10 protein-coding genes are annotated in these 16,031 nt (G+C 73.7%); 5 read left to right on the top strand and 5 right to left on the bottom strand.

Annotated features, from left to right (window positions below; translation table 11 throughout):
• Positions 1-180: 180 nt before the first annotated feature.
• The gene (locus ABZY31_RS30575) at positions 181-1,545 is read right to left on the bottom strand and encodes an MFS transporter (RefSeq protein ID WP_356416840.1); all 1,365 of its coding nucleotides are present in this window, start codon (positions 1,543-1,545) and stop codon (positions 181-183) included.
• A 24-nt stretch (positions 1,546-1,569) separates the two neighbouring features.
• On the bottom strand, positions 1,570-2,007 hold the full coding sequence (locus ABZY31_RS30570) for a MarR family transcriptional regulator (RefSeq protein WP_356416839.1): 438 nt from the start codon (positions 2,005-2,007) through the stop codon (positions 1,570-1,572).
• Between the two features lie 120 nt (positions 2,008-2,127).
• Here ABZY31_RS30570 and ABZY31_RS30565 point away from each other — a divergent pair, with 120 nt between their 5' ends.
• Positions 2,128-2,310, top strand: coding sequence for a ribbon-helix-helix protein, CopG family (locus tag ABZY31_RS30565; RefSeq protein WP_356416837.1), 183 nt, complete (start codon positions 2,128-2,130; stop codon positions 2,308-2,310).
• Between the two features lie 42 nt (positions 2,311-2,352).
• Here the strand turns inward: ABZY31_RS30565 and ABZY31_RS30560 are convergent, their stop codons facing one another.
• Entirely contained in the window at positions 2,353-3,792 is a 1,440-nt protein-coding gene (locus ABZY31_RS30560; protein WP_356416835.1) for an NCS2 family permease, read from the bottom strand.
• A gap of 199 nt (positions 3,793-3,991) precedes the next feature.
• Here ABZY31_RS30560 and ABZY31_RS30555 point away from each other — a divergent pair, with 199 nt between their 5' ends.
• A complete protein-coding gene (locus tag ABZY31_RS30555; RefSeq protein WP_356416833.1) occupies positions 3,992-4,360 on the top strand; it encodes a DUF2530 domain-containing protein in 369 nt (122 codons plus the stop codon).
• A 103-nt stretch (positions 4,361-4,463) separates the two neighbouring features.
• Positions 4,464-6,938: a cation-translocating P-type ATPase gene (locus ABZY31_RS30550; protein ID WP_356416831.1), complete on the top strand. Its 2,475-nt coding sequence runs from the start codon at positions 4,464-4,466 to the stop codon at positions 6,936-6,938.
• A gap of 348 nt (positions 6,939-7,286) precedes the next feature.
• Here ABZY31_RS30550 and ABZY31_RS30545 read toward each other — a convergent pair whose 3' ends face one another.
• The gene (locus ABZY31_RS30545; protein ID WP_356416830.1) at positions 7,287-10,652 is read right to left on the bottom strand and encodes a molecular chaperone Hsp90; all 3,366 of its coding nucleotides are present in this window, start codon (positions 10,650-10,652) and stop codon (positions 7,287-7,289) included.
• 175 nt (positions 10,653-10,827) lie between these two features.
• The gene (gene serC / locus ABZY31_RS30540) at positions 10,828-11,946 is read right to left on the bottom strand and encodes a phosphoserine transaminase (RefSeq protein WP_356416828.1); all 1,119 of its coding nucleotides are present in this window, start codon (positions 11,944-11,946) and stop codon (positions 10,828-10,830) included.
• A 175-nt stretch (positions 11,947-12,121) separates the two neighbouring features.
• Here serC and ABZY31_RS30535 point away from each other — a divergent pair, with 175 nt between their 5' ends.
• Positions 12,122-14,842 carry an FAD-binding and (Fe-S)-binding domain-containing protein gene (locus ABZY31_RS30535; protein WP_356416842.1) on the top strand — a complete coding sequence of 907 codons (2,721 nt, stop codon included), beginning with the start codon at positions 12,122-12,124 and terminating at the stop codon, positions 14,840-14,842.
• A gap of 59 nt (positions 14,843-14,901) precedes the next feature.
• Positions 14,902-15,864, top strand: a complete 963-nt coding sequence (locus ABZY31_RS30530) for an EamA family transporter (RefSeq protein WP_356416826.1) — start codon at positions 14,902-14,904, stop codon at positions 15,862-15,864.
• Positions 15,865-16,031: the final 167 nt, after the last annotated feature.

The following is a 16,031-nucleotide window of genomic DNA, read 5'->3' as shown; positions in this document are numbered from 1 at the left end:
CCTCAAACGCCGGCGGGGCTGGGGTGGCGGGGGGCAAATCCAGCCCGCCCGGCGTTTGAGGGCCCGCCGGAGGCCGCACCGGGCCGTAGCCCGGATGTGCACCGGCACGCGCGCGAGGCTGCGCCGGGTGTGGCCTCCGGCGGCGCCTCACACGCCGGCGGGGCTGGGTGGTTCCCCGCGTCAGGCCGCCGTCACCAGGTGGCGGGACGGTTCGCGGGGGACCAGGGAGAGGCCGTGGTGGCGGTCCACGCGGAGCCGGAGGTTGCCGACCCGGGACAGGATCACGCCGATCGTCAGCGCGGCCAGCAGCGCCACCGCGCCGCCCGCGGCCATGCCGACCCGCGCCCCGTAGGTGTCGGTCACCCAGCCGACCACCGGCGCGCCCACCGGCGTACCCCCGGTGAAGACCATCATGAACAGCGCCATGACCCGCCCCCGCATCTCGGGGTCGGTGGCCATCTGGATGCTGGAGTTGGCGGTGACGTTCACCGTCAGCCCGAAGATCCCGATCGGCACCAGGAGCAGGGCGAACAGCCAGAAGCCGGGCGCGAAGGCGGTCACGATCTCCAGGATCGAGAACAGCACGGCCGCCCCGACCAGCACCCGCAGCCGGGACTGCGCCCGCCGGGCCGCCAGCAGGGCGCCCGCGAGCGAGCCGGCCGCGATCAGGGTGTTGAACAGGCCGTAGGTGCCCGCGTCGCCGTGGAAGACGTCGCTGGTGAAGGCCGACAGCCAGATCGGGAAGTTGAAGCCGAAGGTCCCGATGAAGCCGACCAGCACGATCGGCCAGATCAGCTCGGGCCGGCCCGCGACGTAGCGCAGACCCTCCCGCAGCTGTCCCTTGGCCCGCGGCTGGGTCTCCGTACGGTGCAGCTCGTGGGCCCGCATCAGCAGCAGGCCGGCGATGGGCGCCGCGAACGACAGCCCGTTCAGCAGGAAGGCCCAGCCGGAGCCGACGGCGGTGATCAGCACGCCCGCCACCGCCGGGCCGACCAGCCGCGCGGACTGGAAGTTGGCGGAGTTCAGGCTGACGGCGTTGCCGAGCTGGTCGGGGCCGACCATCTCGGACACGAAGGACTGCCGCGCCGGGTTGTCGACGACGGTGACGAGGCCGAGCAGGAAGGCGGCCAGGTAGACGTGCCATACCTGGACGTGTCCGGCGAGGGTGAGGCCGGCGAGCGCGAGCCCGGTGAGGCCCATGGCGCTCTGGGTCGCGATCAGCAGCGGCCGCTTGGGCAGCCGGTCGGCGAGGACGCCTCCGTAGAGGCCGAACATCAGCATCGGCAGGAACTGCAGCGCGATGGTGATGCCGACGGCGGACGCGGAGCCGGTCAGGGAGAGGACCAGCCAGTCCTGGGCGATGCGCTGCATCCAGGTGCCGGTGTTCGAGACGACCTGCCCCGTCGCGAAGAGCCGGTAGTTGCGGATCTTCAGCGAGCTGAACATCGAGTTCTTGTTCGTGCGCGCCGCGCGCGGCGCGGCGGGTGTGGCGGTAGGAGCGGATGTGTGGCCGGGTGCGGAGTCTGCTCCGTTTCCCGTACTCAAGGGTGCGCCTCCAGGCGTGTGCGGTTACAAGTGCGCGAGCTTCTCCAGGACGGGCGCGGCCTCGCGGAGCTTGGCCCACTCGTCCTCGGTCAGCTCGGCCGCGAGCCCGGCCAGGAAGGCGTTGCGCTTGCGGCGGCTCTCTTCGAGCATCGCCTCGGCTTCCTCGGTCTGGCTGACCACCTTCTGGCGGCGGTCGTCGGGGTGCGGCTCCAGCCGGACCAGTCCCTTGGCCTCCAGCAGCGCGACGATGCGGGTCATCGACGGCGGCTGTACGTGCTCGCGCCGGGCCAGCTCACCGGGCGTGGCCTGGCCGCAGCGGGCCAGGGTGCCGAGGACCGACATCTCGGTCGGGCTGAGCGACTCGTCGACGCGCTGGTGCTTGAGGCGTCGGCCGAGCCGCATCACGGCGGACCGGAGGTCGTTCACGGCGGCGGCGTCGACGCCATGGGAAAGGTCTTGCATGTTCATTAGAGTAACTCATTACTCTACCTAAAGAACACCGGCTTCTTTTCGTCACTCGTACGGGTGAGTCGCTTCCGGAAAGCGACCCGCGTCCGCGCCCGGTGCCCCGACCCTGTGGGCATGGGGACACACGTGCTCAGCCTGCGGATAGACGGAGAGCTGCTGGACCGCCTCCGGGACCACGCCTCGAAACGCGGAATGAGCGTCCAGGACTATGTGGTCCGGACGCTCATTCGCGACGACTTCGACGAGCGCTTCAAGGTGGCGGTCGACGAGACGGAGAGGTTCTACGGCCTCACGTGAGGCGGGGGCCGCACGAGCCCGGGGGCCGCATGAGCCCGGGGGCTACGTGAGGCCCAGGGCGGGCATCGCGTAGTAGAAGACGAACACCGCCGATACGACGTACATCGCCACCGGGACCTCGCGGCCCCGGCCGGTCGCCAGCCGCAGTACGCAGAAGCTCACGAAGCCGATGCCGATGCCGTTGGTGATCGAGTAGGTGAAGGGCATCATCGTCATCGCCAGGAAGGCGGGGACAGCGATCGTGAAGTCGCTCCAGTCGATGTCCTTGACCGAGCCCGCCAGGATCAGGAAGCCGACCGCGAGCAGCGCGGGGGTCGCGGCCTGGGACGGGACCATCGTGGCGAGCGGCGTGAGGAACAGCGCCACCGTGAAGAGGCCGCCGGTCACCACGTTCGCCAGGCCCGTACGGGCGCCCTCGCCGACGCCCGCGGTGGACTCCACGAAGCAGGTGGTGGCGGAGGAGGAGGTCGCTCCGCCGGACGCGACGGCGAGGCCGTCGATGAGCAGGACCCGGTTGATGCCGGGGAAGTTGCCGTCCGCGTCCATGAGCTCGGCCTCGTCGCCGACGCCGAGGATCGTGCCCATCGCGTCGAAGAAGCAGGACAGCAGCACGGTGAAGACGAAGAGGACGCCGGTCAGCACCCCGACCTTGTCGAAGCCGCCGAACAGGCTGACCTCGCCGACGAGCCCGAAGTCCGGGGCGGAGACCGGGTTGCCCGGCAGCTCGGGGACCGTCAGGCCCCAGGCCGCGTCCGGCAGCTCGGTGACCAGCTGGACGATCACCGCGACGACCGTCATGGCGACGATCGAGATCAGGATCGCGCCGGGCGTCTTGCGGATGATCAGGGCGAGGGTGAGCAGGACGCCGACGACGAAGATGAGCACCGGCCAGCCGTGCAGGTGCCCGTTGCTGCCCAGCTGGAGCGGGACCGTGGTGTGCGCGAGGTCGGGCATCCGGGTGATGAAGCCCGAGTCGACCAGGCCGATCAGCATGATGAAGAGGCCGATGCCGATCGCGATGCCCTTGCGCAGGCCCAGCGGCACGGCGTTCATGACCCGCTCGCGCAGGCCCGTGGCGACCAGCAGCATCACGACGAAGCCCGCCAGGACCACCATGCCCATGGCGTCGGGCCAGCTCATGCGCGGGGCGAGCTGGAGGGCGACGACGGTGTTGACGCCGAGGCCGGCCGCCAGTGCGATCGGCACGTTGCCGATGACGCCCATCAGCAGGGTGGAGAAGGCCGCGGTCAGCACGGTGGCGGTGACCAGCTGGCCGCCGTCGAGCTGGTGGCCGTACATGTCCTTCGCGCTGCCGAGGATGATCGGGTTCAGCACGATGATGTACGCCATCGCGAAGAAGGTGGCGAAGCCGCCCCGGACCTCGCGGGCCACGGTGGAACCGCGCTCCGAGATCTTGAAGTAGCGGTCGACGCCGTTGGTGGGCGTCGGAGTGGGGGCCGCGGCGGGTGCCGAGGTGCTCATGCGGTCCTCAAACTGGTTCGTTTTGGTGGGTTCGTACGAACGAATCCCGTCACAGGCAAACTGTTTCAGTATGAACAGATGAGAACTGTGGCGTCCATCTCCGCGCGTAGAGCCAAGGGGCGCCCGGGTCGAGCGGTCCGGCTGGGGGCGGGCGGGCGCCCGCCTCGGACCCCGGGGGAGCGCCCAATAGACTGGTGACATGGCCAAATGGACCGCACAGCACGAGGCGCCCGAGCCCCTGGAGGGCCCGATCGTCGCGACCGTCACCGGTGGCACGATCCTCTGGTTCGCGCTCTTCCTCGTCCAGCTGCCCTTCTACGGCTGGTTCGCGGACCGCGACCTGCTGTGGTGGGTGTGGTGCTGCGCGGCGGGCGGCGTCCTCGGCCTGATCGGGATCTGGTACGTCCGCGGACGCGACGCGGCCCTCAAGCGGCACGCGGCGGAGCAGGCGGCCGAGCAGGCGGCGCAGCAGGCGGCCGGAGCCCCGCTTCCGGGGCCGGAGCCCCGCCCGGCCGAACAGGCGCCGACCGGCGCGGTCGAGCCCCCGGGGAACCGGGCGGCCGGGTAGCGGCCGTACCCGGGCTACTCAGGGACGATTCGGGTCATCCCGAAGTCGGATCTTCGCACCGCTCGGCGGGTGAACCGTTCGAACGCCCTCTACCGTCGAAAGCATGACGCAGCGGGCGAGGATCGATTCCGACGGGCCGGAGCCGGGCGGTACCCCGGCCGGCGGCACCACCGCCGCCATCGACGCGGGGGCGGAGCTGGATCCCGTACACCCCGTGGCACCCCCCGCGCCCCGCTTCCGGGCCGGCGGCCTGAGCACCGCAGAGGTCGCCGAACGGGTCGCCCGCGGCGAGGTCAACGACGTCCCGGTGCGCTCCTCGCGCTCCACCCCGGACATCGTCCGGGCCAACGTCTTCACCCGCTTCAACGCGATCATCGGCGTGCTCTGGGTGATCATGCTGTTCGTCGCGCCGATCCAGGACAGCCTCTTCGGCTTCGTGATCATCGCGAACACCGGCATCGGCATCATCCAGGAACTGCGCGCCAAGAAGACCCTCGACGGCCTCGCCGTCATCGGCGAGGCCAAACCCAGCGTCCGCCGCGACGGCACCACCGCCGAGATCTCCACCGGCGAGATCGTCCTCGGCGACGTCATCGAGCTGGGCCCCGGCGACAAGGTCGTCGTCGACGGCGTCACCGGCGAGGCCGACGGCCTGGAGATCGACGAGTCGCTGCTCACCGGCGAGGCCGACCCGGTCCTGAAGAAGCCCGGCGACCCCGTCATGTCCGGCTCGTTCGTCGTCGCGGGCGGCGGCGCCTTCACCGCCACCAAGGTGGGCCGCGAGGCCTACGCCGCCCAGCTGGCCGAAGAGGCCTCGCGCTTCACGCTCGTCCACTCCGAGCTGCGCACCGGCATCTCCACCATCCTCAAGTACGTCACCTGGATGATGGTCCCGACCTCCCTCGGCCTGATCATCAGCCAGCTGGTCGTCAAGGACTCCAACCTCAAGGACTCCATCGCCCGCACCGTCGGCGGGATCGTCCCGATGATCCCCGAGGGCCTGGTCCTGCTCACCTCCGTCGCCTTCGCCATCGGCGTCATCCGGCTCGGCCGCAAACAGTGCCTCGTGCAGGAACTGCCCGCCATCGAGGGCCTCGCCCGCGTCGACGTCGTCTGCCTCGACAAGACCGGCACCCTCACCGAGGGCGGCATGGACGTCACCGAGCTGCGCCCGCTCGGCGGCGCGGACACGGCGTACGTACAAAAGGTCCTCGGCGCCCTCGGCGAGTCCGATCCGCGCCCCAACGCCAGCCTCCAGGCCGTCATCGACGCCTACCCGGACAGCGAGGAGTGGCGCTGCACCGAATCGCTGCCCTTCTCCTCCGCCCGCAAGTACAGCGGGGCCAGCTTCAGCGAGGGCGACGGCGAGAACTCCACCTGGCTGCTCGGCGCCCCCGACGTCCTGCTGCCCGTCGGCGACCCCGCCCTCGACGAGATCGACGCGCTGAACGAACAGGGGCTGCGCGTCCTGCTGCTCGCCCGCTCGGCCCGCGAACTGGACGACGAGCAGGTCACGACCGCCGTCCGGCCGACGGCGCTGGTCGTGCTGGAGCAGCGGCTGCGGCCCGACGCCGGCGACACCCTGCGCTACTTCGGCGAGCAGAACGTCCACACGAAGGTCATCTCCGGTGACAACGCGGTCTCGGTCGGCGCGGTCGCGGCCAAACTGGGCCTGCCGGGCGCGGAGAACACCGTCGACGCCCGCGACCTGCCGACCGACCGGGACGCGCTGGCCAAGGTCCTCGACGAGAACACGGTCTTCGGCCGGGTCACCCCGCAGCAGAAGCGGGACATGGTCGCCGCCCTCCAGTCCCGGGGCCACACCGTGGCCATGACCGGCGACGGGGTCAACGACGTCCTCGCCCTCAAGGACGCCGACATCGGCGTCTCGATGGGCTCCGGGTCCGAGGCGACCCGCGCGGTCGCCCAGATCGTCCTGCTCAACAACAGCTTCGCGACGCTGCCGTCGGTGGTCGCCGAGGGCCGCCGGGTGATCGGCAACATCACCCGCGTCGCGACCCTGTTCCTGACCAAGACCGTCTACTCGGTGCTGCTGGCCGTGCTGGTGGTGTGCAGCCAGGTCGAGTACCCGTTCCTGCCGCGGCACCTGACCCTGCTGTCCACCCTCACCATCGGCATCCCGGCCTTCTTCCTGGCCCTGGCCCCGAACCGGGAGCGTGCGCGGCCGCACTTCGTGCGGCGCGTCATGCGGTACGCCGTGCCCGGCGGGGTGATCGCGGCCGTCGCCACCTTCGTGACGTACCTGATCGCCCGGGCGCACTACGACGGGCCGGACGCGCTGAAGGCGGAGACCAGCGCGGCGACGCTGGCGCTGTTCCTGACCTCGATGTGGGTCCTGGCGATCATCGCCCGGCCGTACACGTGGTGGCGGATCGCGCTGGTCGGCGCGATGGGGGGCGCCTTCCTGATCGTCCTGGTCGTGCCGTGGCTCCAGGACTTCTTCCAGCTGAAGCTGGAGGGGGCGGTGATGCCGTGGACTGCCGTCGGCGTGGCGGTGGCGGCATCGGCCCTGATCGAATACGTCTTCCGCAAGGTGGACCACCGCTTCCCGGCCTGAAGGGCCCCTACCGGCCCGGTGGGGCCTCCGGCAGACCCTCAAGCGCCGGGCGGGGCTGGGTTTGGCGGTCAGGGTCACCATCCCAGCCTCGCCGGCGTTTGAGGCGCCGCCGGAGGCGTCCCCCGGGTGGGGGATGTGTGCGGGCCGACGGGTCTCCGGGCTGTGGCCCGGTGGGGCCTCCGGCGGGCCCTCAAACGCCGGGCGGGCTGGGTTTGGCGACTGGGGTCAGCCGGTTCGGGTAACGCCGGGCGGGCTGGGTTTGGCGGTCAGGGTCACCATCCCAGCCTCGCCGGCGTTTGAGGCGCCGCCGGAGGGGGTGCCTCCGGCGGGTTGGGCGAGGGGCGCGGGCTAGTCGAACCAGCGGGCTCGGGAGAGTTCCGGGGTTCGGGACGGGTCTTCCAGGAGGGCTGCGACTTCGAAGCGGCGCGGCCACTGGCCCGCCGCCCAGGCGAGGCCCGCCGCGACGCCCTCCAGGGTCGCCGCATGCACCGTGCCGTCAGGCGTCCGGCGCCACTCCAGCTCCGCGCCACCCACGACCAGCTCCTCGTGCTCGACGTACAGCGAGGGCGTGGCCGGCCCCAGCAGGCTCCGCACCGGCTCCGGTACGTCGTGCTCCTCGCCCGGTGCCTCGACCTCCGCCGCCACCGTGTCCGAGAGCCGCCGCACCTGGAGCAGCTCCGCCAGGTCGCCCGCCCGCGCCGGAGCCACCGGCAGCAGCGGCAGGCCCGCCGTCAGCGGCAGCAGGTCCGGCGCGTCGGCGATCAGCGCGTCGGCCGCGTCCACCACGACCACCTCGCCGTCCACCACCGCGCGCAGCGCGTCCGGCAGGGTGACCTGCTCGGGGTCCAGGTCCGCCAGCGCCCCGTACAGGGCGTGCAGCTGGTGCCCGCTCACCTCCCGGTCCGGGTCAGAGAGCCGACCCAGCAGCTCGGCCGCACCGCCGGGTTCGTCGAGCAGCGCGGCGACGGAGGTCCGTACCCCCAGCGCCCGCAGCACCTGCTCGTCCTCGAAACCGGTGGCGTCGGCGGCCTCGTACAGCCCGGCGAGCAGCGGATCCCCGCCCGCCGAGCGCAGCCCGGCCGGCCGGCGGCCGTCGAGCACGGGGTGGTCGCGCAGCCACCACGCGGTGTACGGGCGGACGGACTGCGTGGTGCCGTCCGGCAGCAGCACCCGCACCGGCTGGGTCAGGGCGTCGCGCAGCGGCGGCCGCGCGAGCATCGCCAGCGCACGGGGCCAGCAGTCGTCGTCGACCAGGTCCAGGTCCCGTACGGCGATCAGCTCGGTGGCGACCGGCGGGACCGGGGTGTCGGGGAACTGGTCGAGCAGGTCCTCGCACCACACGTCGACCGCGTCCAGCAGCCCCGCGTCGTCCGGTTCGGCGAAGTCGCCCTCGCGCGGCTCCAGTTCGTCCGGGTCGAGCACCACGTCGGTGGCCCGCACCAGCTGGAACTCGGCGAGCACCCCGCAGGCGGTGAGCGTCCGCGCGTCCCACTTGGCGGCCAGCTCGGCGTCCAGGTAGGGGATTTCGTCCTCGCGGATCACCGAGGCCAACGGGCTGCCGGGGAGCAGGAGTTCACCGGCCGGGGTGAGCTCGCCGTCCTCGTCGGGCAGGGCGAGCGCGCCGAGCCAGGGCTCGTCGCCGGGCGCCAGGCCGGCGCCCTGGACCAGGCCGAGCACGATGTCGGCCAGCTCGTCGGGGTCGGGCGCGTCCTCGTCCCAGACCTCGCCCGCGTCCAGCGAACCGGCCACCGCGGCCCGTACCTGCGGGGTGGTCAGCACGGCGCGCGGGGTCGCGGGCAGCGCGCCGAGCTTCTCCAGCAGCGGGTGCGCGGCGTCCGGATGGGCCACCTTGAGGCCGAGCCGGGTCAGCCCGGCGGGGGTGCCGGGGCCGGGGAGCAGGATGTGGCGGGGGCCGATGGCGGTACGGATCCCGGAGCCGGCGGGCCGCTCGGGCCCGTCGAAGCCGCCGAAGCCACCGAGGTCCCCGAAGCGGTCCGGGGCGTCGAAGTCCCGTACGGACCCGGCCCCTTCGGCCACCTCGGCGGCCGGCGCCAGCGGCACCGGCAGCCCCGACAGGCGGTCCGGGTCCACGCCCGCGAGGGTGTCGTACAGCCGGTACCACCAGTGCGGCGGCCGGTCCGCGCCCGCGATCCGCTCGATGGCGTCGCCCAGCGGGAGCCGCCCGACGCCCAGGGCGCGCAGCTCGGAGCGCCGCTCCAGCCCGGCCGGGAGCAGCGTCGGCAGCACCTCGGCCAGCACGCGCACGGTGTCGGCGCCCGCACCCTCCACCACCTCGGCCTCGAAGGGCCGCAGCGCGGCCCGGCCGGCCTCGGGGTCCTCGTCCTGCGCGGAGTCCGGTGCGGAGTCCTGCGAGAAGTCCCGTGCGGAGTCCCGCGCGGCGGCCGGGGCGAGGAAGGCGGTCCGGGGCAGCCGCTCCAGCACGGCGGCGCGCAGCGCCCCGTCCAGCTCGCCCTTGCCGAGCGGGCCGGGCACCAGGTCCACCAGCGCGGTGCTCACCGGCTCCCAGGTGCCGAGCAGCTCGGCGTAGGCGTCGGCGGCGCGCTGCACCAGGAAGTCGGTCAGCGGCCCGGGCGCGGGGTGGCGGCGGGCGGTGTCCAGCGGCAGGGTCGCGATGAGCAGCGCGGGGATGCCGAGGGGCTCGTCGGTGGGGGTCGGGGCGTGCACGACGGGCGCGGTCGCCGGGCGAAGGGGCGCGCCGTCCGCGTCGACGGGCACCGACCAGGACACGGCCCAGGCGGGCCGCAGCCGCTCCTCGACGGGGCGGTCGGCGAGGAGTTCGGGGGCGATGGCGCCGCCGTGCCGCACGGTGCGCCAGCGCCGGACGCCCGGACCGTGGCTGTGGCCGGCTCCGCCGCCGATGTCCTCGATGACCGTGTACGGGCCGTCCTCGCGGCGGCGCAGGGTCCGGGTGCCGTCCGCCGTTTCCACGACCACCTCGGTCAGCCCGGGCAGGGTCAGCAGCAGCGCGTCGTCGATCCCGGCCAGGAGCCGCTGGACGAGGTCCGCGGCGGCCGCGTCGCGCAGCGGGAGGATGACCACGGTGTCGTAGCCGTCGGGCGCGGTGCCCTCGGCGGGCAACGGCAGCCGCAGCAGCGGGACGTGCCCGTCCCGGCGGCGCAGTTCGTCGCCGAGGCCCGGGCTGCCCCGGGAGGCGCCGCGGGCCATTTCGCGGGCCTCGGCCAGGGACCAGCGGACCCCGCCGTGCCGGCCGACGACGGCGGGTTCGTCGGAGACGGCGAGGACGGCCGCGAAGCCGACGCCGAACCGGCCGACGCTCTCCCACGCGCTCTCGCCGGGGCGCTCCCCGGCGGCCTCGCGCTTGGCGGAGGCGCGCAGGGTGCTCAGGGACTCCACGCCGGTGGCGTCCAGCGGGGCACCGGTGTTGGCGACGGCGAGCACGCCGTGGCCGCCCTCCCCGGAGTGGAGGGTGAGCCGCAGCCGCCCGGGGGTGTGGGCCCGGGCGGCGGCGTCGGCCGCGTTCTGGGCCAGCTCGACGACGAGCCGGTCCCGGTAGCCGCCGAGGGCCAGGTCCTCCTCGGCGTTGGCGTCCTCCCGGAACCGAGCCGGGCCCGCGCCCCAGGAATCGAGGACTCCGCGTCGCAGCCGGGCCGTCCCGAAGGGGTCCACGCCGCCTTCCGCCGCCGTTACTCGCACGCTCACGCCCTGCCTCCCAGCTGTACCGCTGTACCGCATTCACCGAATGCCGAAGTTCCGAAGGTATCGCGGGCCGGCCCTCCGGGGCGCGCCGGGCCGTACCGGCCGGGGTCCCGCCGGACCGGAGCCGCGAACACGGTTTGAAACCGCGCGACCCCCGGTGACGGTGCGTCACCAGGGGTCGCGGCAGCCCGCCCGGGGGCGGGGCGTGCGGTCAGAGCTTCTCGATCACGTAGTCGACGCAGGCGGTGAGCGCCTGCACGTCCGCCGGGTCGATCGCCGGGAACATCGCCACGCGCAGCTGGTTGCGGCCGAGCTTGCGGTAGGGCTCGGTGTCCACGATGCCGTTGGCGCGCAGCACCTTGGCGATCGCCGCCGCGTCGATGTCGTCGGAGAAGTCGATCGTGCCGATGACCGAGGAACGCTTCGACGGGTCCGAGACGAAGGGCTCCGCGTACTTCGACGCCTCGGCCCAGCCGTACAGGTTGGCCGCGCTGGACGCCGTACGGGCGGTCGCCCAGTCCAGGCCGCCCTGGCCGTTGATCCACTCCAGCTGCTGGTTCAGCAGGAAGAGGGTGGAGAGCGCGGGGGTGTTGTACGTCTGGTTCTTCACCGAGTTGTCGATCGCCGTCGGCAGCGAGAAGAACTCCGGGATGTGCCGGCCGGAGGCGTGCACGCGGGCCGCGCGCTCCAGGGCCGCCGGGGAGAACGCCGCCAGCCACAGGCCGCCTTCGGAGGCGAAGGACTTCTGCGGGGCGAAGTAGTAGACGTCGGTCTCGGTGATGTCCACCGGCAGACCGCCGGCGCCCGAGGTCGCGTCCACCAGAACGAGTGAACCGGCGTCGGCGCCCGCGACCCGCTTGAGCGGCGCCGCGACACCCGTCGAGGTCTCGTTGTGCGTGTACGCGTACACGTCCACGCCCGCCTCGGCGACCGGCTCGGGGTGCGTACCCGGCTCGGAGGAGATCACCGACGGCGCGTCCAGCCACGGCGCGAGCTTCGCGGCCGTCGCGAACTTGGACGAGAACTCGCCGAAGGTCAGGTGCTGCGACTTCTGCTCGATCAGCCCGGCGGTCGCGATGTCCCAGAAGGCGGTGGAGCCGCCGTTGCCCAGGATCACCTCGTAGCCCTCGGGGAGGGAGAAGAGGTCCCGGACGCCCTGGCGCACCGAGCCGACCAGGTTCTTGACCGGGGCCTGCCGGTGGGAGGTACCGAGGAGGGAAGTGCCGGTGGCGGCCAGCGCGTCCAGCGCGTCCGTCCGCACCTTGGAGGGGCCCGCGCCGAAACGACCGTCGGCGGGCTTGATGTCAGCGGGAATCCGGATCTCAGCCACGGGCGGAGCGTATCGGGTCGCGGCGCGCCCTTTCGAAGCGCGTCCACCCGGTGAGACGCGCGGTGCCGGTGGGAGGGTGGGTGCCGTGACGGCAACCGGGGATCTCGAACGGGCATTGCGGGCGGAGCTGCGCGGAGAGGTGGATTTCGGCGCCGCCGCGCGCGCCCTGACCACCATGGACGCCTCCAACTACCGCCGGGTCCCGCTCGGCGTGGTCGCCCCGCGCGACGCCGAGGACGTCGCGGCGGCCCTGCGCGTGTGCGCCGCCGCGGGGGTGCCCGTCGTCCCGCGCGGCGGCGCCACCTCCATCGCGGGCCAGGCCACCGGCACGGGTGTGGTCCTCGACCTGACCCGGCACATGAACGCCGTCGTATCGGTGGACCCGGTCGCGCGGACGGCGGTCGTCCAGCCCGGCCTGGTCCTCGACCGGCTGCGCGAGGCGGTGCGCCCGTACGGGCTGACCTTCGGGCCCGACCCCTCCACGCACTCCCGCTGCACCCTCGGCGGCATGATCGGCAACAACGCGTGCGGGGCCCACTCGGTGGCCTGGGGCACCACCGCCGACAACGTGAGCGAGCTGGCGGTGACCGCGTACGGCGGCGCCGCCCACCGCATCGGCGCCGGCTGGGCGGGCGCCCCGGCCGGACTGCGCGACTTGGTCGCGGCGAACCTCGGGCCGCTGCGCACCGGCATGCCCCAGGGGCTCCCGCGCCGCATCTCCGGCTACGCCCTGGACGCTCTGCTGCCGGAGCGGGGCGTGGAGCTGGCCCGCGCCTTCTGCGGGAGCGAAGGCACGCTCGGGGTGGTGACCGAAGCCGTCGTGCGCCTGGTGGAAGCGCCGCGCGCGCCGGTGCTCGTGGTGCTCGGCTACCCCGACGAGACCGCCGCGGCGGACGCGGCCGCGGGGCTGCTGCCGCTGGGTCCGCTGACCGTGGAGGGCATGGCGGCGGACCTGCTCGGGGGTGGTTCCGGGAGCGGCCCCGAAGGGCTCGGGCTGCCGCGCGGGGGCGCGTGGCTGTTCGTGGAGACCCGGGACGCGGGGGCGGCGCGCGCGACCGTACGGGCCGCCGACGCGCTGGACGCGCGGATCATCGCCGACCCGGCCGGGCAGCGCGCGCTGTGGCGGATCCGGGAGGACGCGGCCGGCACGGCGACCCGGGGCCCCGACGGCCGGATGGCCTGGCCAGGCTGGGAGGACTGCGCGGTCCCGCCCGCCCGGCTCGGCGCCTACCTGCGGGACTTCCGCGCCCTGCTCGCCGCGCACGGGCTGCGCGGAACGCCGTACGGGCACTTCGGCGAGGGATGCGTCCACGTCCGCATCGACTTCGACCTGGTGACCCCGGCGGGCGCGGCCCGCTTCCGGACCTTCTCCGAGGAGCTCGCCGACCTGGTCGTCGCCCACGGCGGCTCCCTGTCGGGGGAGCACGGCGACGGACAGGCGCGCGCCGAACTGCTCCCCAGGATGTACGGGGCGGAGCTGGTCCGGCTCTTCGGCGCCTACAAGGACGTGTGGGACCCGGCGGGCGGCATGAACCCCGGCGTGCTCGCGCGCCCGGCCCGCCTGGACGAGAACCTGCGCTTCACGGTGCTGCCGCGGGAGGGGGCGGCCCTCTCCGGGCTCGCGGGGGAGGTCGCGCGGTGCGTCGGGGTCGCGAAGTGCCGGTCCACGGAGCCGGGCGCGGGCGTGATGTGCCCGTCCTACCGCGTCACCGGGGAGGAACGGCACTCCACCCGCGGCCGGGCCCGGCTGCTGCACGAGATGCTGGCCGGGGAGGTCATCGCCGACGGATGGCGCTCGGAGGAGGTCCGGGAAGCGCTCGACCTGTGCCTCGCCTGCAAGGGGTGCCTGAGCGACTGCCCGGTGGGCGTGGACATGGCCTCGTACAAGAGCGAGTTCCTGCACCGCCACTGGGCGGGCCGGATCCGCCCCCCGGCCCACTACACGATGGGCGGCCTCCCGCGGTGGCTGCGCTCCATCGCCGCCCTGCGGGCCGCGCCGCTGGTCAACGCGGTCGGCCGGGTGGTGCCGGTACCGGGGCTGACGCGGGAACGCCCGCTGCCGCGGGTGGCGCGGGTGCCGTTCAGCCGGGGGTGGCGGAGGAGTGCCGCGAGCGCCGGGGGCGAAGGGGGTGACCGGGTGCTGCTGTGGCCGGACACCTTCACGGAGTACTTGTCCCCGCAGGTCGGGCATGCCGCCGTAAGGGTCCTGGAAGCGGCGGGGCTCCGGGTGTCCCTGGCGGGCGGGCCCGGCGGGCGTGCGCGGGCCGTCTGCTGCGGGCTGACGTACGTGTCCACCGGGCGCCTCGACCGCGCGCGGGCGGTGCTGCGGCGCACGCTGGACGCGGTGGTGGGCGTCGACGCCGGCGAGGGCGTACGGGCTCCCGTGGTCGTACTGGAACCCAGCTGCGCGGCGGCCCTGCGCACCGACCTCCCGGCGCTGCTCCCGGACGACCCGCGGGCGGCGCTGCTGGCCGCGTCGGTACGGACCTTCGCGCAGGTCCTGGAGGAACGCGCCCCGGGGTGGCGGCCGCCCGGGCTGGGGCGCCCGGTGGTGGGACAGACCCACTGCCACCAGCACGCCCTCCTCGGCGACGGCGCGGAGCGGCGGCTGCGCGAGCGGGCCGGGCTGACGGGCGAGCTGAGCAGCGGGTGCTGCGGGCTGGCCGGGAACTTCGGATTCGAGCCGGGCCACCACGAGGTGTCGGTGGCCTGTGCGGAGGAACAGCTGCTCCCGGCGCTGCGCGCGGCGGCCGAAGGAACCGCGCTCCTCGCGGACGGCTACTCCTGCCGCACCCAGATCGCCCAACTGGGCGGACGGCGGGCGATGCACATGGCGGAACTGCTGGCGGAGGGGTTGGGGGAGGGGGTGGGTCAGAGGTTTGGGGATCAGCTGTAGGAACGCCTGTAAGGAAAGACACGGTCGCAAGCTCCTTACCGACGCCTTAGCCTGGAAGCATGCCCGTACCCCCCTCCGCGCCCTCCTCACCCGCGACGACCACGGCTGCCCCCGCCACCCCTGCCACCACCACCGCTTCCACGGCTGCCGCGCCCGCCGCGCCCGCCGCCAAGGCGGCCCGGTTCGGCCCGGTGGCGCTGGTCGTCTCGGCCGGGCTGTCGGTGCAGTTCGGTGCGGCCCTCGCAGTCATGATCATGCCGCGGGCCGGGGCGGCGGGCGTGGTCACGCTGAGGCTGGCGGCGGCCGCGATCGTGCTGCTGCTGGTCTGCCGGCCGAAGGTGCGCGGGTACACGCGTTCCGACTGGAACACGGTGATCGCCTTCGGCATCACCATGGCCGGTATGAACGGGCTCTTCTACCAGGCGGTGGACCGGATCCCGCTCGGACCGGCCGTCACCCTGGAGGTCCTCGGCCCGCTCGCGCTGTCCGTCGTCGTTTCGCGCCGGCTGGTGAACCTGCTGTGGGCGGGGCTCGCCCTGGCGGGCATCGTGCTGCTGTCCGGCCACGGCGGGGGCGGCGGCTTCGGATCCCTCGACCTGGCCGGGGCCGCGTTCGCGCTGGGCGCGGGCGCGATGTGGGCGGCGTACATCGTCTTCAGCGCCCGTACGGGCCGCCGCTTCCCGCAGGCGGACGGACTGGCCCTGGCGATGGCGGTCGCGGCCGTACTGTCGCTGCCGCTCGGCATCATCGAGGCGGGCCCGGCCCTGCTCGTCCCGAGCACGCTGGCGCTCGGCGTCGGAGTCGCGCTGATGTCCTCGGTGCTCCCGTACACCCTGGAGATGCTCGCCCTGCGGCGCCTGCCGGCGCCCACCTTCGCGATCCTGATGAGCCTGGAACCGGCCATCGCGGCAACCGCCGGCTTCCTGGTCCTCCACCAGGCCCTCTCGGGCCTGGACGCCCTGGCGATCGCCCTGGTGATCGCAGCAAGCATGGGGGCGGTGCGCTCGCAGACGCGGGGGTAGGGGGGCCCGGCTGCGCCGGGTCGCGGCTTCGCCGCGAGGGGGCGGGGTTTCGAGCGTCGGGGTCGGGGATGCTCCGGGGGCTGCCCGTCAGTTCCACTGTCTTCCCGTGCCGGGGCGTCCTGTCAAGAGCGCTCCTTCGTCGCGTCGCTGCGCGATGGCCTGCGGCC

Origin of the sequence: Streptomyces sp. NPDC006529 (assembly GCF_040611795.1) — a bacterium.
GTDB lineage: Bacteria > Actinomycetota > Actinomycetes > Streptomycetales > Streptomycetaceae > Streptomyces.
This window is presented reverse-complemented; position numbering and strand designations above follow the sequence as displayed.